We start from the raw sequence: 20,815 nt of genomic DNA on the forward strand, positions 1-20,815 counted from the left end.
TTTTACCTCCTAACTGAATAAACCATAATATCTTCTAAAGTTGGTTTTTCTATTAAAATATTATCCCTAAAAATTTTTCTAATTTCTCTCTTGTTAGGTGTTAAAGCTTCAAAACCGAAAGAATTTTTTCTAATGCCCACAAAATTTTTATTAGTTTTTTCATTCAATAACTCTAAACCACCTTTTACTAAACCGTAATTATCCATTACAATATCTTTTTCTTGAGAAAAAATAATTTCTCCGTTATTAATGAAAGTAATATAGTCAGCAACCTTATCAAGATCAGAAGTAATATGAGTTGAGAAGAATATGCTTTTGTTTTCATCTTCAATAATTGAATGGAGAATTTCTAATATTTCTCTTCTAAAAACAGGATCTAGTCCAGAAGTAGGTTCATCCATAATTATAAACTCAGCATCATGTGATAGAGCAATAGCTAAAGAAAATTTGGTTTTCATTCCTTTTGACAAATCTTTAATTTTCTTTTTTGGGTCTAAATCAAAGTCTTTTAGGTATTTTTCAAAGGTAAATTGATTCCATTTGCTATAAAAAGGAGCAATCATGCTACTCATTCGCTTGATAGAAAAATTTTCATAAAAACGGCTTTCATCGTACACAAAACCAATCCTATCCTTAATAGCTCTTTCATCCTTCATATTATCAAGACCAAATAATTTAATATTACCACAATCTCTTTTTATCAAATTCATTATTAGCTTAATTGTTGTGCTTTTGCCAGCTCCATTAGGTCCAATAAAACCCATAATGTAACCTTTTTTAACATCAAAACTAATATTTTTTAAAGTAAAACCATCGTATACTTTTCTCAAATCATTTATTTCTAAAATATTTTCCATAAAATTTACTCCACCTCTTCAAATAATATTTTTAGCATATCAGCGATTTCTTCATATGTTAATCCTAATAATTTACTTTCTCTTACTGCAGCTGCTAATTGATCTTCAATTATTTTTAATTTTCGTTCTCTTAATAGTTCTTTATTTTGAGCAGCAACAAAAGAGCCTTTGCCCCTCACAGTTTCGATAAAACCCTCTTTTTCAAGTTCTTCGTAAGCACGTTTGGTAGTAATTACACTTATCTGGAGCTCTTTTGCTAGACTTCTTATAGACGGCAGTGCAATCCCTTCCTCTAATTCATTCTTAATTATCAGGTTTTTGATTTGTTCTGCAATCTGGTCATATATGGGTTTATCCGATGAATTAGATATTAAAATTCGCATATTTATCTCCTTTACAATTAAATTCCGTATATATTATATATACTGTATATAATGTCTATTAACAGTATACACGCAATAATATACTGTTGTCAATATGAATTTTGAATAAATCAGAAAAGAACAAAGAATTCTATGAAAGTTACGGAAAGTTAAGAACCGTCCCTTAATAATTATAATAGTATATACTAAGCACTTTAAAAATTTTTCAAAATGTTAATAGAACTTATAAAGTATTAAGTCAATTAGGCTAATAAAAAATAGGACTGTGATAGTATGAAAATTAGAGATTTTAGAAAGTTAATTTATGGAGTAGATTACGAAGTCCCTTTAGAAAATGGTGAAAAAATACAAGCTGTTAATTTTGATAACGCTGCAACTACGCCAGCTTTAGTAACGGTCATAAGTGATGTAATTAAGTTTCTAATTATATATTCTTCATCTCATAGAGGATTTGGCTTCAAATCAGAGGCATCTACCAAACTATATGATGAATGTAGAAAAATTGTAGCGAAATTCGTAGGTGCAGATATTAAAAAGAATACAGTTATTTTTGTGAAAAATGCTACAGAAGCTATAAACAAGCTCTCCAATATTTTATATACAAATCATAAAGATGCAGTGATACTTTCTACAGATATGGAACATCATTCTAATGACTTGCCTTGGAGAAAATTTAAGATTGATTATATTAATATAGATGAATTCGGTGTTTTATCTCTAGAAGATATGGAAAGAAAACTACAATATTATAATGGAGCTGTAAAATTGGTTACTGTAACAGGAGCTTCAAATGTAACAGGGTATAAAAATCCAATTTATAAGATAGCAAGCATAGTTCATAAATATGGTGCTATGATTATGGTGGACGGAGCACAATTAGTTCCACATGCACATGTTAATATGAGCGGAAAAAGCAAAAATGATTATCTTGATTTTTTGGTATTTTCAGGACACAAAATGTATGCGCCATTTGGATGTGGTGTGTTAATTGGTCCAAAGGATATATTTCAAGGGGTAGCACCTGATTATCCAGGTGGTGGAAATGTAGAAATAGTTACACATAATTATATAAAATGGGATAAGAGTCCTTTAAAAGATGAACCAGGATCACCTAATGCAGTTGGAGCAGCGGCAATGGCCTCTGCAATGAATGCATTATCAGAAATTGGTATGAAAAATATTGAAGAATACGAAAAGAAATTAACAAAATATGCAGTAAATAAGATGAAACAATTACCGCATATAAAATTTTTCTGTAAGGGTTCTAAAATTTATGGAAAAGATTCGGGAGAAAAATGTGATGGAGTTAGTATTATAACTTTTAATATAGAAGGACTTTCTCACGAAACTGTAGCAAAATATTTATCATACAAAGGTGGTATATCTGTTAGAGATGGATGTTTTTGTGCACATCCATATGTACAAAGATTATTAAAGATGACTGATGAAGAAGTTAAAGAAAGAATTAGAACAAATAGTCATAAACCTGGTATGGTAAGAATAAGTTTTGGATTTTATAATACTTTTGAAGAAATAAATAGATTTATATATCATTTAGAAAAACTCATTAAGAATAGAGAAAAGTATTATCAATAAATGTAAACCATATTTAGATAGTATTAATTATTGCCAGGTATAAGTATTAATTTATACTTAACCTGGCATTTTATCATTTCTTTTTATTTTTCGAAGATTCCGCTGCTGCATCTTCGATTTTTAATAATCTTGTATAATATAGTCTATGTTCTAATCCCACATAAGTTATTTACACCATTACATTATGAAATATTGTTGTATTTGTGTATAAAAAAATGATTTTACTTTTTACATTAAAGAATATGATTATTTTACAGCAAAATTAAAATATTTTTTCTTATAAGGTTCATTGTTTAAAGTATAATGCCACCATTCATTTTTATAATAACGAAAACCGTATTTTTCCATTGAAGATTTTAATAAATTTCGGTTTTCTTTTTGTAGTTTAGTCAATCCTTTATAGTAAAAATGAGCTTCTACTCCAAAAAAATCAAAAGAAGTTCCCATGTCTAATTCTTCCATTGTATCTAAATTAATAATTGTTAAGTCAACTGTACTTCCTCTAGAATGTCCTGATTTGTGCGCAATGTATCCTGATTTAAACAGAGTGGATTTTTTTACTCTAGGGTAATGTTCAGCTTTCATTAATGTATCATCATAATCAACAGCCCACTTTGCAAAATGGTCTACTGCCACTTGAGGTCTATAGCCGTCATATATTTTTAGTCCTAACCCTTTTGAATTTAAATCATTTTGAACTTTAGCTAATGATTCTATAGCTTGTACGCTCAATATAGCTAAGTTAGCTTCATATCCGTCGATTTTTCTACCTATAAAATTATCGCCAGTATAGTATTTAGCATCAATAAGAATATTTGGAATAACATCATCTATATAAACGAAACCTTTAGGTAATTCGTAAGCTTTAGATATTGTAGGGGTTTCATCTTCTTCCTCGTTATCCAAAGAGAGATTTTCATTAGTATCTTCAATATTTTTTTTATTGAAATCATTATTAAATTGAAAAATAATATCAATTACACTAGAATTAAGATATTTATGAAGCGTAGATAAATCTTTAGAATTAACATTATTATTTACAGTTTGTTCGCTTAGTAAATGGTTTTCCTCTTTTGATAATACATTTTCTTTATAATTAGTAAGTTGGTTTGAATTCTTTTCATTTTTAGTTGAGCAACTAGTTAAAATGAGAAGTATAAATAGTAATATTGAGTATTTCCTTAAAATAAGATTCATTAGTTTTCCTCCGATGGCAGTAAATAATTTATATTTTTATAAATAATCCCCAAAATATAAATCTATAATTATATTACTTACATGATAACATAAACTAAATACTATTGACTACCTTGTTAAATTCTATGTAATATGATTAAATAGTTAGGGTGGAAAAAATCTAAAGATATTTTGATACAAGATAAAATATGTATTGTATTAAAGTATCAAAAAATTTTTGACACACAGGTTAACGAAAGAATATAGGAGGAATTGATTAATGAGTACTGAAAGAAATTTGATATTTAAAGAAATTGATTTAAATTTGACTTATGAAGAATGTCTAATTAAATTAAAAAAAGATGAATTAATTGAAATTAGAAAGCATTTAAAACTTACTAATGTTAGTAAGCTAAAAAAAGCAGATTTAGTAGAAGTACTGGGTAACAAAGCAAAGGAAATTGATGAAGAATACATAACTGGAAATTTAATTTATGATGCTTACAAAGCTTTAAAGACTATCATAGAGAAATTCGAAAAAGGCCAAGGAAATTACATACCTTATAATGAAGATATGTATGGAATAGCTATTAACCTTAAAGAATTAGGATTAGCTTTTTACGGCACAATAGAAGATAATTTAAAAATAATAATAGTACCTATAAATATTATGGGAACAATAAAGGACATAGTAAAATCTAAAGAAATAGAAGAGTATATGTTACAGAGAAAAAAATATACTATTCTAATAGCAGCTTATATTCATTACTATGGAATTATAAATAAACTAGATTTAGAGAAAATTATTGAGACAAGCTTTGATTCAATAGATTTAGCTAATGATATTAACTATAATACATCTTTAATTTTAGAAGATAAATATGGTGAAAATTTCAAAATTAATTCTCCTTATATATACCATGTAAACCTGGAAAACATTTTAAGCACTTTAAAAGAACAAACTGTTAGAAAAGAATTAGAATATTATCCTCTTACACCAAAGTTATTTGAAGAACACTATGAAAATAATTTTAATTTTCAAGGGGAAGAGCTTTATAGTTTTTTAGTTGGAGAAAAGAATGTTGACGAAGTAAAAGCAAAAACATTAATATGGGAATTTATATTTAGAGTTCAAAATTCAGTTGAAACTAAAAAAGCTATTGAAATTCTAACTGAAAATATAGAGTTAAATGGTGAAGAAGAAAAAAATAAATTAAGAAATCTCGTAAATGGTTTAAGTGATAATTTAAGAATGTGGAATCTAAAGGGCAATACGCCAAAAGAAATCAGAGAAAAATTCCAAAAAAAATCTAAATATACTTTAACGAATAGAAAACCCCTACCAGTTACAAAACCAATTAGAAGAGAGAAAAAAATAGGTAGAAATGAAAAATGTCCATGCGGAAGTGGTAAAAAATACAAAAAATGCTGCGGTTAAACTAATTAGGGACAGTTCTCAACTTTTCATAACTTTCGAAAATTGAATCTAATTGATAGAAGAGAGCAATAAATTATTCTATATCTCCAATAATTTATTGCTCTCTTTTGATTTAGTAAAGTTTTCTTAGTAAGTCTTTTTTCTTTAGTCCATTTTCGTGACCTTGTCTAATCCAGCTTAGAGACCCTAAAAAAATATATAAGAATTTTGGGACGCTTGGAGTAACATATTGATTTTCTTTTATGCAATCAGTACAAGTATTTGTATTATCCGCATTAAAACTATTAACCATCTCCACAAAAGCAGAATAAATAGGCTTTGTAATACCTTTATTCAAACGAGATTTTGGATTTGTTCCTATTGCTCCCCCCATACCAATACCAAGTCCGTATTGATATGAATGATTTGTTTTTATACAAAAATTTTCTACAATTTCTAGAGCTGTTTTGGTTTGTTCAGGTTCAGGAAAACCCATATTTACTATAGCATATACTTTGGGCAAATTATTGTGATTATTTAAGTGACTTTCGTATTTATTCAAAAAGTTAATTAAAACAGCCGGAAGACAATCAATATAAAGAGGAAAAGCTAAAATTATAATTGTACTATTTGCAAGAGTGTCAAAGGTGTTATTGTTGTTAGAAGAAGTAATATTAATAAAATTTTCTTCATACTCATCAGCATCTAATAATCTACTAAACTCTTTTAAAAGGTAATTTGAAGTACTTTTTTGACCCTTTGGACTTGCATTAACGAGACTTATTTTTTTCATTATACATCCTCCTACTTAATAATTGAGGTGATTGTTATAATAACATATTTTGCAATTCATTATTAATTTCTGTAAAGCTTTTTTTATCATTTACAATATATGTATGAGTAGATTTACTATGAAAGTTAATACTGTTTCGTTTTGTAAGATTGTAAAAAGTATTCATTTCTTTTTCTGTAATATCATTGCTAAAACCAACAAATATCAGATTAGGATATTTACTATACCTTGTATTATGATGAGTTTCATTATTGATTTTTTTGAAGAATGGAAGTATAGTTGGGATATTTTTATCAAGCTGACTTTTAATATTAGCACTATAGCAGCCATAAACTATAGGCGTTAAGTAAATTACTAATTCAGATTTTATATTTATTTCGTTAAAATATCTGCTTTTATCTTTTGTTATACATTCTCCAGGTGTTTTTACCCAACAACTAAAACATCCAGTACAGTACTTGTAATCATCTTTTTTTATTTCAATAATATTCACTTCATGACCAATACCTTTAGCGGCAGTTAAATAAGATTGCTTAAATTTCTCGTAAAGCTTGTCCTTGTATTCACTGTCACATACTAATAAAATTTTCATATTAAACCTCCAAATGTATAGATAAAGATTACGAAAACTTATAATATTTAAAGAATATGAATTTTCAAAAAAACCTGATAATATTATTATAGGACATTTTTATGGCAATTTCATTACAAAAATTTAGCAACTATAAATTAGTTTTATTCTCAAGATAGTATTCTACAATTGAATGCTCAATGTTTCTGAAATTTTTCGATTTACACATGAATCTAAGTTTCAAAATGATTTTGTCTTCTTCAAAAGAAGTATAAATTGTGTGGCCAATATTTTTATAGTATATAGGGTATTCTTTTGAAGCATGCTCTAAAGCAGATTTTATTTTTGAAGTATAGTCTCCTAATGTTATATCGGCAGCTTGGAGTATTACATTCTTTTCTTTTTTCCAATTAGAATCCAAAGGGATTTTAAAAGTTATCTCATTCCAAGTATAAGGAAAAGAGTTATTTTCATTAACAACTTCTTCAGTAAGAATTTTAATATTAGGAATTAATATATATCTCCCAGTGCTTTGTCCGTAATAGCCATTCTCTTTTTTTACTTCAACTATAGTTGTATGAAACCAATCAATCTTCAACACATCACCTATGTTGTTTCCAATTTTAATTCTATCACCAACCTGATAAATTTTATGAGAATTGATAATTGACCATCCAAGAAAGTTAGCTACTATATCTCTAAAAGCAAATGCCATACCTGCTGAAAATAAACCTAAGAAGGTAAGGAGTTCTTTTGAATTATAAAGCCAAACAGGAGCTAGGAAGATTGCTACTATAATACGAATAAATAATGAATATCTTCTTTTAATTTTCATTATTTTTGATGGCTTCATTTTTGATTTGTCAAAATAGGTATTAGAAATTTTTATTATAATGTTACCTAGAAAAATAATTGATAGAGTTATTATAAATCTTGTAAACAATGTTGAATTTGATATTAGTAAAAGGTAATTTGTTAAAAATCCTTTCAATGATGGTTTCCTCCTGAATACAACTATTTAAATATATTCCTATAATTATAGTTGAAAATGTATAGAAGGTCAATAAAAAATCACCTCCATTTAAGAAGGTGATTAATTAAATATTACTTAAATATTCCGAATGGTTTTCCAACAGGTAAAAATACTTTTCCGAAATGAGTATTTAAAACTGAAGCAGCTGAACCATAGAATGCTAACATTGAACAAATAAATTCAGAATAAGCAGCTATAGTATGTCCTAGATGAGGAGCTATATCTAATGTGCTTAAAGAAAGTCCAATAAATAAGAAATCAATGCTTAAGAAAATTAAGAACAAAACTTTGTGTGTTTCCATTGCACCTATAGTCATATAAATTGTAAATATAAGATATCCTACAAATGCGAAACCCAATTGATGAATATCAGCAGTTTCTGCAAGTTTTTCACCAAACACACCAGATTGAATCATCCATGTAGATGCAACGGCATACCAGAAAAAAGCATAAGCTCCAAATGCAGTAGCACCAAAAATATTGTTTTTCTTAGCATCTTGAATACATGCATACAATTGAGCTGATGCACCTAGAAATATTGCCCATGGAATAACTAAAGAGACACCTGTTGTTAAACCAAGTTTTTGAGAAGATGCAACTAAAGTAACCATAGCAAGTCCAAATAATCCTAATGGAGTTGGATCAGCAACAATAAGTTTTCTTTCATTCATAAATAAACCCTCCAAAAATTCCTATCATTATTCAAGTGAATAATACCAGACTAAGTATAACAAAGTTTAATTAATGTAGTCAATGAAATTTTAATATGTTTAAAAAATGTGAAATATCAGATAATAAAATAAGACAAAATATGATGTATTAGTAAGAAATTTACCTAATCGACTGCATTACAGATTTTATTTAAATAAAATCTATTGAAAGATAGGAAGATTACTAATTAAACTATTTAAATTTTAGTGGTATGTGTAGACTCATAATTTAAAAAAATTTTACATAAAACAACAAAATATTCAAAATCATTATGATATAATAATAGTTATTGAATATAAATATGGTATATAAGTTAAATAAAACAATGGAGGTGCTATGCACCAAAAGGAGTGGTACTATGAAAGTAAGAAAAGCCATAATTCCAGCAGCTGGTTTGGGAACTAGATTTCTACCTGCAACGAAAGCACAACCTAAAGAAATGCTACCAATAGTTGATAAGCCAACAATTCAATATATTATTGAAGAAGCAGTGGCTTCAGGAATCGAAGAAATATTAATAATAACAGGAAGAAATAAAAGAGCTATTGAGGATCATTTTGATAAATCTGTAGAATTAGAGCTTCAATTAGAAAGTAAAAATAAAGATGAAATGTTAAATATGGTAAGAGAAATAACTAATATGGTAGATATTCATTACATAAGGCAAAAAGAACCTAAGGGACTTGGTCATGCAATAGCTTGTGCTAGAGCTTTTGTAGGAAATGAACCATTTGCCGTTTTATTAGGTGATGATGTTGTAGATAGTGAAGTTCCTTGCTTAAAGCAAATGATTGATTGTTTTAATGAGTATAAAACTAGTATATTAGGTGTACAGGAGGTTCCGAAATCGGATGTATCTAAATATGGCATAGTTAAAGGAACTCATATTGAAGATAGAGTATATAAAGTTAAAGACTTGGTAGAAAAACCTTCAATGGAAGAAGCACCATCGAATATAGCGATTTTAGGTAGATACATAATAACTCCAAAGATATTTGAGATTTTGGAAAATACAAGACCTGGTAAAGGTGGAGAAATTCAATTGACAGATGCTCTTTTATCATTGATATCTCAAGAAGCTATGTATGCTTATACTTTTGAAGGAAGAAGATATGATGTTGGTGATAAATTAGGATTTCTTCAAGCAACTGTAGAATTCGCTTTAAAAAGAGATGATTTGAGAGAACCGTTCCAAGAATATTTAAAAACACTTTATAGATAAAGAAGAGACCAAGAAAGGTCTCTTTTTTGCTGTATAAATTAAAAAGAACAGGTAAGGTTTCGGCATGGACATATACGTGATTTTCGTATATAATTAAGATATAATTGGTAAATATTAACAATAATATTTTTTAGGGGGAAAGTATATGAAAAAATCATTGTCTATTTTAATAATTTTTACTATGGTTTTCAGTATGCTATTAACAGGTTGTGGTAATAGCAAAACGACAACTACTTCAGAGACAAATACTACTAATAATTCAAAAGCATCTGAAAGTTCGAAGGAAATTGAGAAGAAAGACTTGAAGTTAACTGTTTATGCGGGATTAATGGAAGATCATGCAATGCTTGCAATGAAAGAATTTGAAAAAGCAACAGGTGTAAAAACTGAAATGGTTAGAATGAGTGGCGGAGAAATATATGCTAGAATACAAGCGGAAAAAGACAATCCATCAGCTTCCGTTTGGTATGGAGGTGGAGCGTTGACATTTATCGCAGCTAAAAATGAAGGCCTTTTGGAAAACTATAAATCGCCTGTAGCAGAAAAAATCCCTAATAAATTTAAGGATCCTGATGGAGCGTGGACAGGGATATATTCAGGATACCTTGGTATTGAAGGAAATAAAAAGTGGTTAGAAGATAATGGCCTTGAGTTACCAAAAACTTGGGATGACCTTTTAAAACCAGAATTTAAAGGGAATATAGTTATAGCTCATCCAGGATCATCTTCTACAGCATATAATTTCTTAGCTACTATTTTACAACTAAAAGGCGAAGAAAAAGGCTTTGAATACTTACAAAAATTTAATGAGCAAGTGAGACAATATACTAAATCAGGTAGCGCACCAGGTAGAATGGTTGGTATGGGAGAAGCACCTATAGCTTTAGGTTTTCTTCATGATGCAATTAAATATCAAGAAGAAGGGTACAAGGATTTGATATTTACAGCAGCAGAAGAGGGAACAGGTTATGAAATCGGTGCGGTAGCAATTATAAAAGATGGTCCAGACCAAGAAGCAGCAAAAATGTTTGTAGATTGGTGTTTAAGTAAAGAAGGACAAGAATTAGGCAAAACAGTTGGTTCGTTCCAATTTTTAACTAATCCAGATGCAAATCCACCTGAGCAAGCAATGACATTAAAAGGAACAAAATTGATTGATTATGATTTTGTTTGGGCAGGAGATAATAGAGATACATTCCTAGAAAAATTTATGGAACTAACAAAAACAACTCCTCCAACAGAATAAAATACTAGAAATTGATAAAAGTGTCCCTGAGTGGACACTTTTATTGAAAAACAGAATTGTTTTAAAAAAGCAAAGATTAAATGAAATAGAGAATAAAATAAATTTTTATTTGGGAGGGTTTAAATGAAAACCAATAAGTTAAGAATTAAATCCCAATTTGATAATATGAAAAAGGTTATTAATGACCCTATTCTATTTGCTACAATCATTGCAGTACTTACAGTAGTAACTATGTTTATTGTTTTTCCATTGGTGAATATACTGAAAAAGAGTTTTTTTTATGAAGATGCACTATCTATACACCATTATAGCGAAATATTCAGACTTTCATATAATAAAGATATTATATTTAATACATTAAAGCTTGGTATAACAGTCAGTCTAATTTCAACTGTTATTGGATTTATATTCGCATATGCAGCAGCTTATGTAAATATGGCAAATAAGCGTATATTAAATGCTATAGCAATATTGCCAATAATATCTCCGCCTTTTCTAATAGGATTGTCAGCTATATTACTATTTGGTAGAGTTGGTCTTATTACTAAAGGGTTATTTGGAATGAAAAATGCAGAAATCTATGGATTTAAAGGTCTCGTTTTAGTACAAGTTCTAACTTTTTTTCCAGTTGCATATTTAATGCTAGTTGGACTATTACATCAAATTGATCCTTCAGTAGAAGAGGCATCTAGAGATTTAGGGGCATCTAGATGGCAAGTTTTCAGAACAGTTACATTTCCACTTATGATTCCTGGAATAGCAAATTCTGCGTTGTTGGTATTTATACAATCAGTTGCAGATTTTGGTAATCCTATGGTTATTGGTGGGAATTATACTACAATGGCAGTGCAGATATATATGCAAGGAATAGGTAGTCTAGATATGAGTGGAGCAACCGCACTGGCAATAATTCTTTTACTAATTTCAATATCTGCATTTTTACTTCAAAGATTTTATATTGGCAAAAAATCATATGTTACAGTAACAGGCAAAGTATCTCGTCAAAGGGTACTTATTGATGATCCTAAGATAGTTAGACCTATTCATTTAACAGTTATATTAATAAGTATTTTTGTAGGAATGATGTATATATTAGTTCCAATAGGTTCTTTTATTAAATTATGGGGAGTAAATTATTCTTTAACTCTTGACCACTTTAAGTATGTAATAAATTTAGGAATTAAACCTGTACTTGATACAACTATGTTAGCTTTGATAGCTACTCCCATTACTGGAATATTATCAATGATTATTGCTTTCTTAGTAGTGAGAAAGCAATTTGTAGGTAGAAATTACTTGGATATTACAACAATGATTTCTATTGCAATTCCAGGGACTGTAGTTGGTTTGGGTTACGTATTAAGTTATAATAAAAAGCCTTTGGTTTTGACAGGTACAGCTGTGATTTTGATAATTGCATTTATTATGAGATCTATGCCTGTTGGAATTCGTTCAGGAATGGCATCTTTGCATCAAATAGATCCATCGATTGAGGAAGCAGCAAATGTACTTGGTGCTTCAAGTAAAAAAGTTTTTACTTCAATTACTCTTCCAATGATAAAGCCTGCATTTTTTAGTGGATTAGTATATGCATTTGCTAGAAGTATGACTTTGGTGAGTACAATAATTTTCCTTGTATCAGCTAGATACAATCTTTTGACGGTTACTATTATGAGTCAGATAGATCAAGGGAAAATAGGCGTTGCAAGTGTATATTCAACTATATTAATAATTATAGTTGGATCAGTGATTGCATTTATGAATTTTCTATTATCAAAAATAGGAATAAATAATGATAAGTTAGAATTGTAGGAGGAATTCTCTATGAGCAAAGGTATTTTGATTAAAAATATGACAAAAATATTTGTAACTAATAAAAACACACAAGTATTAGCAGTTGATAATGTGAACTTGGATATAAAACCAGGTGAGTTTGTAACATTACTTGGACCTTCTGGTTGTGGAAAGACAACAATTCTAAGAATGGTAGCAGGTTTTGAAACATTAACAAAGGGGGAAATATTCATTGGAGATGATGATGTTGCAAATTTAACCCCTGATAAAAGAGATACAGCTTTAGTATTTCAAAATTATGCACTGTTTCCACATATGAATGTTTATGATAATATAGCATATGGGCTTAAACTTCAAAAACTATCAAAAGGTGAAGTGAAAAAAAGAGTTGAAAAAATTTTGAAATTAATGAAAATGGAAGATTTTTTCGATAGAGTACCGTCTCAAATGTCTGGAGGGCAACAACAAAGGGTATCTTTAGCTAGAGCTCTTGTTATGGAACCAGGTGTTCTTTTGTTTGATGAACCTCTTTCAAATTTAGATGCAAAATTAAGAATACACATGCGTGATGAAATCAGAAAAATTCAGCAGCATGTAGGGATAACATCTTTATATGTTACACATGATCAATCAGAGGCCATGGGACTTTCTGATAAAGTAGTTATTATGAAAGATGGAATTATTCAACAGGTAGGAACTCCAAAAGATATTTATCAAAAACCAGCAAATGAATTTGTTGCAGGTTTTATTGGTAAAGCAAATATAATTGATGGTATAATAAAAGAAAAATACAATAATCTTTATAAAGTTAGTATTGATAATGTAGTATATGAAGTAATATCAAATAAAGAGTACGATATTGGAAAACAAGTTAGAATAGTTATTCGGCCTGAGAGTATCATTATTGGAAAGGATGATTTTAAAACTTCAGTTACTAAAAGTAGGTTTATGGGTGAAAATCATGAATATGAAGTTAATTGGAAAGGTAAAAGTATCAATATAGGTCAAGCAAATCCGTTTGGTAAGAGGGTATATCAGATTGGAGAGATTATGAATATTGGATTAGACAATGAATCTTTACACATTTTACCATAGGATTATTTAAGTAAAAAGGGGGAATTAATTGCTATACTATGAAGTAATAATCAGACTAACACTTGCAGTATTAATCGGAGGAATTGTGGGTTATGAAAGAGAATTTAAAAATAGACCTGCAGGATTTAGAACTCATATTTTAGTGTGTGTTGGAGCAGCGGTAGTATCAATGATACAGCTTTATGATGTGGAAGTTACTATGAATAAAGTATTACAAAATCCAGAGTTAGCTGGCGTCTTAAAAGCTGATATGGGAAGGCTTGGAGCGCAAGTGATAACAGGTGTGGGATTTTTAGGAGCAGGAACCATAATAAGAGATAAAGGCTCGGTAAAAGGATTAACGACAGCAGCAAGTTTATGGGCTGTTGCATGTGTAGGACTAGCAGTTGGATTAGGATATTATTTTTTAAGTGTGGTTGCAACATTGGGAGTGTTTATAGTTCTTGTATCTCTCAAAAGAGTTGAAACGAAGTTACTGGGCAAAGGGAAAATAGTTAAATTAGAAATACATTATTTTGATAAAAGCTTTATTGCTAATTCAGAAGCATATTTTGAAAAATATAATATAAAAATAAAAAAGATTGAATTTCTTTTAGATGATGAAGAAAAAAATGAAGAGCAGGAATATAAGAAGAGTTTGTATACAATACTTATACCAAGGGCAATAAAAGATTCAAATATAATTCAAAATCTCGTAAAAATTGATGGGATATATAAGGTTAAGTTACTGTAAAAGTGGCTTGACCTTTTATTTATTAAATTATAGTAGGGTTAAACCACAAAAAGTAAGTTCGACTAAATTACTTTTTGTGTTGTAATCATAGTATAATCAATGAATACAGAGACTAATGTGCTCAATTAAAAAGGGGGAAATTATTATGGGAGATTATATTTTGTATATTATTACTATAGTTTTGTTAAGTATTTCTTATTACAAAGATAAGAGTAAGACTAAGAAATCTTTAAAAAAGGCTTGGAAAGCTTTTTCTAAGTTATTACCAGAACTACTAGGGGTAATTACTTTAGTTGGAATTATGTTAGCACTTTTGAATCCTAATGTTATTTCAAAAATAATAGGAAATAACTCGGGGGTTTTTGGAGTTTTATTATCTGCAATAGTTGGATCAATAACTCTAATCCCAGGATTCATAGCTTTTCCAACATCTGCTTTGCTTTTAAAAAATGGAGCAGGATATACACAAATTGCAGCATTTATTTCAACACTTATGATGGTTGGAATTATAACTTTACCAATTGAGATGAAGTACTTTGGTAAGAAGGTTGCAATTTCAAGAAATGTTTTTGCTTTTATGTTTTCATTTTTAGTAGCTTATATTATTGGAAGGGTGGTATAAATGATGAAGAATATTTTGAGAAGATATAGTTTCTTTATGATAATGATCTTAATTACAGCAATTATAACATTTTTTAATTTTGAAATTGGAAATAAGGCAATAAGAACTTCTATAGGGAGTTTTAAGCAAATGGCATTAATTATTCCCCCAATTTTTATATTATTAGGTCTTTTAGATGTATGGGTTCCTAGAGAAGTTATGATGAAATACATGGGTGAAGATTCTGGGGTAAAGGGAATTATATTAGCATTTGTTATTGGTTCAGCAGCAGCAGGACCTTTATATGGAGCTTTTCCTATAGCAGCAGTGTTTATGAAAAAAGGAGTGAAATTTAGTAATTTATTAATTTTTATAGGAGCATGGTCTACTACTAAAATTCCTATGTTTCTTTTCGAAATGTCTTCTTTAGGAGCAAAATTTGCAATTACAAGATTATTAATTGACATACCTGGAATAATTATAATAGCTTATTTACTTCAAATTATTATTCCAAAGGAAAAGGTTGAGGAAGTATATAAAAACTCATTGGATATTTAAACAGTAACTTGAAGAATATTATAACGCAAAGTTGTAGTATTCTTTTTAATTTGGAGAAGAACACATTTCTTAATGTTTGTAACAGATTTTGTAATGGATTACAAAATAATTAGAAAAAACAAAATAAATTTATTGACTAAAATGTAAAAATATTCTATAATTAAACATGTAATCCATTACAGAGGTTGATTTAGGGTGATTTATAAGATAAAAAAATTCGACAAAAATGTAATCCGTTACATTTAACAGCTGATGAAAGGAGTTTTAATATGGCTAATATTGAAGAAGTTGCACGAGAAGCAGGTGTTTCAGTAGCAACTGTTTCTAGGGTATTAAATAAAAGCAATGTTGTAGCAGTTAAAACAAGAATTAAAGTAGAATCTGTCATTAAGAAGTTAAATTATGAACCCAATATGTTAGGTAGAAATTTACGGAGATCAGAAAGTAGAATGATTTTGGCATTAATGCCTAGTATATCAAATCCTTTTTACACAAAAATAGTTCATGGAATTGAAGATATAGCAAGGAAATTCGGCTATAGTGTGTTACTTTGTCAGACGGATTCTGATTTAGATAGAGAAAAAATTTATATTAATCTGTTAAAACAGAAGCTTGCAGATGGATTAATATCAATGGATCCAACTTTAGATATTGGTATATTGAAAGAGGTAGGAAGTAAATATCCAATTGTTCAATGCTGTGAATATACCAAAGAATTGGATATTCCATATGTTACAATTGATAATTTTAATGCGGGTTATAAAGCAGTAAAGCATTTATTGTCAATTGGAAAAAAGAGAATAGCTATAATAAATTCTGATAAAAGATTTCTTTATGCAAGATTAAGGCAGGAAGGGTATGAAAAAGCAATTAAGGAAGCAGGGATAGAATATAAGGACGAATATGTAATCAATGGTGAACTTGATTTTGAATCTGGGCAAAGAGGTATGAAACAGTTACTTTCTTTGGAGGAAAAGCCTGATGCAGTTTTTTTAGTTTCAGATGTACTAGCTATAGGGGCTCTTAAATCTATAAAAGAGGCGAGTTTATCTGTTCCAGAGGATATAGCAATTGTAGGATTTGACAATATTCAATTTGCTACAATGATGAACCCCTCAATTACAACTATTGCGCAACCGATGTATCGGATTGGCTGTGAATCATGTAAAATGCTCATTGATAAAATAAAAAATAAAGATACACAAATAGATAATATAGTTATGGATTTTGAGCTAATCATTAGAGAGTCAACTATGAAGTAAGATTATTTTTTTGTGCCCTAGTGGTTCAAAGTTTAAAAATAATACATTTTATGGAGGGATAGTATGAAAAAATTATTAGCTTTATTTTTAACTGCAATGATGGTCTTTACATTAGCAGGATGTTCATCAAATGAACCTACTACTAACACTTCAAGTGAAAAAACAACTGAAGAAGGCAAAGAAGAAAAAGCTGAAGAAACTAAAGTTTTAGGAGTTGTTATGCCAAATGCTACTCATGGTTTTTTAGGAGAAAGTATAAAGCATGCTGAAGCAGCTACTAAAGAATTTGCTAAAGAATATGGATTTGAGTACAAATTTCTAACTTCAGCAGAATCTTCTGAGCAAAATAATCAATTGGATACTTTGATAAATGAAAAAGTAGATTGCATTGTTTTATGGCCACACAATGGAGATGAACTTAGATCAGGAGCACAAAAGGTTATGGATGCAGGTATTTCACTAGTAATTTATGACCGTTTAATTAACGGATTTAAACCGACATTAGAAGTTATGGGAGATAATGTAACTATTGGGCAAGAAACTGGTAAGTATTTAAACAATTATTTTGCAGATGATTTAGGGAAAGGTGAAGTCAATATTCTTGAATTTAAAGGGGACAATTCTACTGTACCTCAACAACGGTCAGATGGTTTTAGCGAAACAGCAGATAAAAATATAAAAATAGTTCAACAATTTAGTACTGACTGGCAACGTGCAAAAGCTCAAGAACAAATGGAAACTTTTTTAAACACAAGCAGTGTTGAAGATATTGAGAAAATAAAAGCAGTATTTACTCATGATGATGAGGTTGTTCTAGGCGTATTAGATGCTATTATCAACTACAATGGATCAGCAAAACTAGATATTAGATTATTAACAGGTGTTGGTGGAAGACGTGAAAATTTAGATACTTTTAAATCTTATAAAGATGACTACAATCTTGATCAGGTAACATACTTGTTCTCACCTACAATGGTTAGAGATGCTGTGGAATATGGTGCAAAAATATTAAATGGAGAAGAATTATCTGGATTAAAACTAATTGACACTTTAGAAATTGATCTAAGCAATGAAGAAGAATTTAGAAACTCTGAAATATATAAGATTCGTTATGAAAGTGGAATCTAATTAAAAATTATATATTGATAAAACGCTGCGTTAGTTTATTTATTAGTAGCCAGTTTAAAGTTTACTGATAGATAAATCTACGCAGTAATTTACCTATTTATATCAGTTTTATTAAGATAAAGAGAGGATATGGAAAAATGTTTCTAGAGATGAATAACATTGTACACATTTTTGGTTCAGTAAAAGCTTTGGACAATGTTTCACTTAGAGTTGATAAATCAGAAATACATGGACTGATGGGGGAGAATGGTGCAGGTAAATCAACACTAATGAATATTTTGGGTGGAACTTTTCCGCCAACATCTGGAGAGATATATTTTGATGGTAAAAAACAAGAACAATTGACAACAAGCAAATCTAATGCTTTGGGCATAAGATTTATTCATCAAGAATTAAATGTAGTAAATGATTTGAAAGTTTATGAAAACCTTTTTTTATGTGAAGAAATTAAGAATAAATATGGTTTTTTAGATAAAAAGATTATGATAAAAAAAGCAGAAGAAATTTTTGAGAGAATGCATGTTGATATTGATCCAATAGAGAAAGTAGAAAATTTGGATACTTCAAGGAAGCAATTAGTTGAGATTTCAAAGGCACTTTTATTTCAATCAAAACTAATAATTATGGATGAGCCAACTACAGCTTTAACAAATAAAGAAATTGATAACCTGTTTCAAATTATGAGAAACCTTAAGGAACAAGGAGTAAGTATTATTTATATATCTCATAAAATGCCTGAATTATTTGAAATATGCGATAGATATACCGTGCTTAGAGATGGTAAATTTATTGATACAGGAAAGTTTTCTGATATTGATGAAAAGAAGGCTACAGAGCTTCTCGTTGGACGAAGTATAGTAGATTTTTCAGTTGAAAAAGAAAAGGTTACTGGAGAGGTAGTTTTCAAAGTAGAAAATTTAAGTTGTGATAATGCTTTCGCAAATGTTAATTTTGAAGTGAAAAAAGGTGAAGTAGTAGCTATTACAGGACTACATGGTGATGGAAGAGGAGAATTGGCTGAAGCATTATTTGGAGCAAGACAAGTTACAAATGGGAAAGTGATGTTAAACAACAAAATTCTAAACCTTAAAAGTATAAAAAAAGTTATGCAAGAAGGTATAAGTATGATACCTAGGAATAGAAAAGAAAGAGGTATTATAAAGGATATGAGTATTCTAGATAATTTATCTATGGCTCATTTTGTTAATAAGCATAAGAGTTTATTAATTAAAAAATCTCAAGAAAAACAGCGCTTTGTTCGAAATCAAAAAATTACTGCTATTAAAGTTTCGAATCCAGAAGACTATATTACATCGCTAAGCGGTGGAAACCAGCAAAAAATAATTATTGCTAGATGGCTTGATTTAGATTCTGATGTATATATTCTAGATAATCCAACACAAGGAATTGATGTTGGAGCAAAATTTGAAATTTATAAAATAATCAATGAGCTAGCTATAAAAGGAAAGAGTATTATAGTATTTAGTGCAGAATTCCCCGAAATTTATAAAATTGCAGATAGGTGTCTTGTTATGTACAAAGGGAGAGTTAATGCTGAGTTGACGCGAGAAGAATTGACAGAAGTAAAAGTAATGTTCTATGCAACTGGCTCAAATATGGAGGTATTGAGATGAGTACACAAAATTCATTGAAATCAAATATTGGATTAAAATTCAAAAAGTTTTATTCTGAATATACTTATATATTTTCTTTTGCGGTACTTGTAATAATAGCGACAATTATTAATAAAAATTTTTTAACTTACTCTAATTTATCGACATTGATGCTTCAGTCAACTATTAAAGGAACAATAGCTTTGGGAATGACATTAGTCATTATTTCGGGACAGATTGATCTCTCGGTTGGATCTACTTGTGCATTGGTTGCAGGAGTAGGAGTGGTTGTTTTAAATAGTACTGAAAGTATACTAATCATGCTGATATTTTGCATGGTGTTCGGTACAATTTTAGGAGCAGTTAATGGATTGTTGGTAACAAAAGGTAAGATAGCTGCTTTTATTGTAACATTAGCAACTATGAGTGCTTATCGTTCTATAATAGTTCAGCTAGGACAAGGTGGACCCTTTAATGTAAGCAGTGAGATGTATCAAGATTTTCGAATGATTGCAGTAGGCAATATTTTAGGAATTCCTAATCTTGCAATTATTTTTATAGCTATTACAATAATGTTTGCAATTATAATGGACAAAACTAAATTTGGAAAATATGTTTATGCAGTTGGTTCAAATGAAAAGGCAGCAAAATTGACTGGGATAAATATTGATAATATAAAAATACTTTGTTTTTCTATTACAGGATTATTAACAGGTATTTCTGCATTTTTACTTTCTTCACGCTTAACATCGATAACAGCGCCAAATGCAGGTATGTCTTTTGAATTGGATGCAATTGCAGCGGTAGCTATCGGTGGTACAGCTATGAGTGGAGGTCGTGGTAAGATAGCAGGTACTTTTTTGGGCGCAATAATGTTGCAAATGATTGAAGGTATTTTGATTGCAGCGAAAATCCCACCATTCTTAACTGGATTAGTAAAAGGTATTATTATTATACTTGCTGTTTTATTCCAGAGTAAGAAGGAAAAATAAGAATTAAAAGTTATAAAAATAATGCAGGGGGCGG

20 protein-coding genes are annotated in these 20,815 nt (G+C 29.3%); 13 read left to right on the forward strand and 7 right to left on the reverse strand.

The window, feature by feature from the left end; all coding sequences use genetic code 11:
- Nucleotides 1-2 precede the first annotated feature (2 nt).
- Nucleotides 3-857, reverse strand: coding sequence for an ABC transporter ATP-binding protein (locus ACQ3F0_RS19145; RefSeq protein WP_428867193.1), 855 nt, complete (start codon nt 855-857; stop codon nt 3-5).
- Nucleotides 858-862: 5 nt separating this feature from the next.
- Nucleotides 863-1,240 carry a GntR family transcriptional regulator gene (locus ACQ3F0_RS19150; protein ID WP_428867194.1) on the reverse strand — a complete coding sequence of 126 codons (378 nt, stop codon included), beginning with the start codon at nt 1,238-1,240 and terminating at the stop codon, nt 863-865.
- Nucleotides 1,241-1,513: 273 nt separating this feature from the next.
- Here ACQ3F0_RS19150 and ACQ3F0_RS19155 point away from each other — a divergent pair, with 273 nt between their 5' ends.
- Nucleotides 1,514-2,836 carry an aminotransferase class V-fold PLP-dependent enzyme gene (locus ACQ3F0_RS19155; protein ID WP_428867195.1) on the forward strand — a complete coding sequence of 441 codons (1,323 nt, stop codon included), beginning with the start codon at nt 1,514-1,516 and terminating at the stop codon, nt 2,834-2,836.
- 246 nt (nt 2,837-3,082) lie between these two features.
- Here ACQ3F0_RS19155 and ACQ3F0_RS19160 read toward each other — a convergent pair whose 3' ends face one another.
- A complete protein-coding gene (locus ACQ3F0_RS19160; protein ID WP_428867196.1) occupies nt 3,083-4,033 on the reverse strand; it encodes a M15 family metallopeptidase in 951 nt (316 codons plus the stop codon).
- Between the two features lie 259 nt (nt 4,034-4,292).
- Here ACQ3F0_RS19160 and ACQ3F0_RS19165 point away from each other — a divergent pair, with 259 nt between their 5' ends.
- Nucleotides 4,293-5,450 (forward strand): SEC-C metal-binding domain-containing protein, encoded by a 1,158-nt coding sequence (locus ACQ3F0_RS19165; RefSeq protein ID WP_428867198.1) that lies wholly within the window; start codon nt 4,293-4,295, stop codon nt 5,448-5,450.
- Nucleotides 5,451-5,562: 112 nt separating this feature from the next.
- Here the strand turns inward: ACQ3F0_RS19165 and ACQ3F0_RS19170 are convergent, their stop codons facing one another.
- From ACQ3F0_RS19170 to ACQ3F0_RS19185, 4 genes are all read right to left on the reverse strand, one after another.
- Nucleotides 5,563-6,222 (reverse strand): hypothetical protein, encoded by a 660-nt coding sequence (locus ACQ3F0_RS19170; RefSeq protein ID WP_428867199.1) that lies wholly within the window; start codon nt 6,220-6,222, stop codon nt 5,563-5,565.
- 34 nt (nt 6,223-6,256) lie between these two features.
- The gene (locus tag ACQ3F0_RS19175; protein ID WP_428867201.1) at nt 6,257-6,814 is read right to left on the reverse strand and encodes an NAD(P)H-dependent oxidoreductase; all 558 of its coding nucleotides are present in this window, start codon (nt 6,812-6,814) and stop codon (nt 6,257-6,259) included.
- A 130-nt stretch (nt 6,815-6,944) separates the two neighbouring features.
- Nucleotides 6,945-7,784, reverse strand: a complete 840-nt coding sequence (locus tag ACQ3F0_RS19180) for a mechanosensitive ion channel family protein (protein WP_428867202.1) — start codon at nt 7,782-7,784, stop codon at nt 6,945-6,947.
- A gap of 113 nt (nt 7,785-7,897) precedes the next feature.
- Complete coding sequence (locus tag ACQ3F0_RS19185; RefSeq protein WP_428867204.1) at nt 7,898-8,497, reverse strand: acetate uptake transporter; 600 nt, start codon at nt 8,495-8,497, stop codon at nt 7,898-7,900.
- Nucleotides 8,498-8,895: 398 nt separating this feature from the next.
- On the opposite strand from ACQ3F0_RS19185, the gene galU reads away from it, so the two are divergent.
- From galU to ACQ3F0_RS19240, 11 genes are all read left to right on the forward strand, one after another.
- Entirely contained in the window at nt 8,896-9,759 is an 864-nt protein-coding gene (galU, locus tag ACQ3F0_RS19190) for a UTP--glucose-1-phosphate uridylyltransferase GalU (protein WP_428867205.1), read from the forward strand.
- Between the two features lie 145 nt (nt 9,760-9,904).
- The gene (locus tag ACQ3F0_RS19195; RefSeq protein WP_428867207.1) at nt 9,905-11,005 is read left to right on the forward strand and encodes an ABC transporter substrate-binding protein; all 1,101 of its coding nucleotides are present in this window, start codon (nt 9,905-9,907) and stop codon (nt 11,003-11,005) included.
- Nucleotides 11,006-11,128: 123 nt separating this feature from the next.
- Nucleotides 11,129-12,817: an ABC transporter permease gene (locus ACQ3F0_RS19200; protein ID WP_428867208.1), complete on the forward strand. Its 1,689-nt coding sequence runs from the start codon at nt 11,129-11,131 to the stop codon at nt 12,815-12,817.
- 12 nt (nt 12,818-12,829) lie between these two features.
- A complete protein-coding gene (locus ACQ3F0_RS19205) occupies nt 12,830-13,894 on the forward strand; it encodes an ABC transporter ATP-binding protein (RefSeq protein WP_428867209.1) in 1,065 nt (354 codons plus the stop codon).
- A gap of 28 nt (nt 13,895-13,922) precedes the next feature.
- On the forward strand, nt 13,923-14,627 hold the full coding sequence (locus ACQ3F0_RS19210; RefSeq protein ID WP_428867211.1) for an MgtC/SapB family protein: 705 nt from the start codon (nt 13,923-13,925) through the stop codon (nt 14,625-14,627).
- Between the two features lie 145 nt (nt 14,628-14,772).
- Nucleotides 14,773-15,249, forward strand: coding sequence for a permease (locus tag ACQ3F0_RS19215; RefSeq protein ID WP_428867213.1), 477 nt, complete (start codon nt 14,773-14,775; stop codon nt 15,247-15,249).
- Nucleotides 15,250-15,252: 3 nt separating this feature from the next.
- The gene (locus tag ACQ3F0_RS19220; RefSeq protein ID WP_487250446.1) at nt 15,253-15,786 is read left to right on the forward strand and encodes a permease; all 534 of its coding nucleotides are present in this window, start codon (nt 15,253-15,255) and stop codon (nt 15,784-15,786) included.
- Between the two features lie 269 nt (nt 15,787-16,055).
- A complete protein-coding gene (locus ACQ3F0_RS19225; protein WP_428867216.1) occupies nt 16,056-17,048 on the forward strand; it encodes a LacI family DNA-binding transcriptional regulator in 993 nt (330 codons plus the stop codon).
- Between the two features lie 63 nt (nt 17,049-17,111).
- Entirely contained in the window at nt 17,112-18,176 is a 1,065-nt protein-coding gene (locus ACQ3F0_RS19230; RefSeq protein ID WP_428867218.1) for a substrate-binding domain-containing protein, read from the forward strand.
- Between the two features lie 137 nt (nt 18,177-18,313).
- The gene (locus ACQ3F0_RS19235) at nt 18,314-19,810 is read left to right on the forward strand and encodes a sugar ABC transporter ATP-binding protein (protein ID WP_428867220.1); all 1,497 of its coding nucleotides are present in this window, start codon (nt 18,314-18,316) and stop codon (nt 19,808-19,810) included.
- Nucleotides 19,807-20,781: an ABC transporter permease gene (locus ACQ3F0_RS19240; protein ID WP_428867224.1), complete on the forward strand. Its 975-nt coding sequence runs from the start codon at nt 19,807-19,809 to the stop codon at nt 20,779-20,781. Before ACQ3F0_RS19235 ends, ACQ3F0_RS19240 begins: the two co-directional genes overlap by 4 nt.
- The last annotated feature ends 34 nt before the right edge of the window (nt 20,782-20,815 follow it).

Source organism: Clostridium sediminicola, assembly GCF_050402865.1.
GTDB classification, from domain to species: domain Bacteria; phylum Bacillota; class Clostridia; order Clostridiales; family Clostridiaceae; genus Clostridium_AF; species Clostridium_AF sediminicola.

Coding starts and splice junctions, on each gene's coding strand:
- ACQ3F0_RS19145 (WP_428867193.1), bottom strand. CDS start 857: ATGGAAAATATTTTAGAAATAAATGATTTGAGAAAAGTATACGATGGT.
- ACQ3F0_RS19150 (WP_428867194.1), bottom strand. CDS start 1,240: ATGCGAATTTTAATATCTAATTCATCGGATAAACCCATATATGACCAG.
- ACQ3F0_RS19155 (WP_428867195.1), top strand. CDS start 1,514: ATGAAAATTAGAGATTTTAGAAAGTTAATTTATGGAGTAGATTACGAA.
- ACQ3F0_RS19160 (WP_428867196.1), bottom strand. CDS start 4,033: ATGAATCTTATTTTAAGGAAATACTCAATATTACTATTTATACTTCTC.
- ACQ3F0_RS19165 (WP_428867198.1), top strand. CDS start 4,293: ATGAGTACTGAAAGAAATTTGATATTTAAAGAAATTGATTTAAATTTG.
- ACQ3F0_RS19170 (WP_428867199.1), bottom strand. CDS start 6,222: ATGAAAAAAATAAGTCTCGTTAATGCAAGTCCAAAGGGTCAAAAAAGT.
- ACQ3F0_RS19175 (WP_428867201.1), bottom strand. CDS start 6,814: ATGAAAATTTTATTAGTATGTGACAGTGAATACAAGGACAAGCTTTAC.
- ACQ3F0_RS19185 (WP_428867204.1), bottom strand. CDS start 8,497: ATGAATGAAAGAAAACTTATTGTTGCTGATCCAACTCCATTAGGATTA.
- galU (WP_428867205.1), top strand. CDS start 8,896: ATGAAAGTAAGAAAAGCCATAATTCCAGCAGCTGGTTTGGGAACTAGA.
- ACQ3F0_RS19195 (WP_428867207.1), top strand. CDS start 9,905: ATGAAAAAATCATTGTCTATTTTAATAATTTTTACTATGGTTTTCAGT.
- ACQ3F0_RS19200 (WP_428867208.1), top strand. CDS start 11,129: ATGAAAACCAATAAGTTAAGAATTAAATCCCAATTTGATAATATGAAA.
- ACQ3F0_RS19205 (WP_428867209.1), top strand. CDS start 12,830: ATGAGCAAAGGTATTTTGATTAAAAATATGACAAAAATATTTGTAACT.
- ACQ3F0_RS19215 (WP_428867213.1), top strand. CDS start 14,773: ATGGGAGATTATATTTTGTATATTATTACTATAGTTTTGTTAAGTATT.
- ACQ3F0_RS19220 (WP_487250446.1), top strand. CDS start 15,253: ATGAAGAATATTTTGAGAAGATATAGTTTCTTTATGATAATGATCTTA.
- ACQ3F0_RS19225 (WP_428867216.1), top strand. CDS start 16,056: ATGGCTAATATTGAAGAAGTTGCACGAGAAGCAGGTGTTTCAGTAGCA.
- ACQ3F0_RS19230 (WP_428867218.1), top strand. CDS start 17,112: ATGAAAAAATTATTAGCTTTATTTTTAACTGCAATGATGGTCTTTACA.
- ACQ3F0_RS19235 (WP_428867220.1), top strand. CDS start 18,314: ATGTTTCTAGAGATGAATAACATTGTACACATTTTTGGTTCAGTAAAA.
- ACQ3F0_RS19240 (WP_428867224.1), top strand. CDS start 19,807: ATGAGTACACAAAATTCATTGAAATCAAATATTGGATTAAAATTCAAA.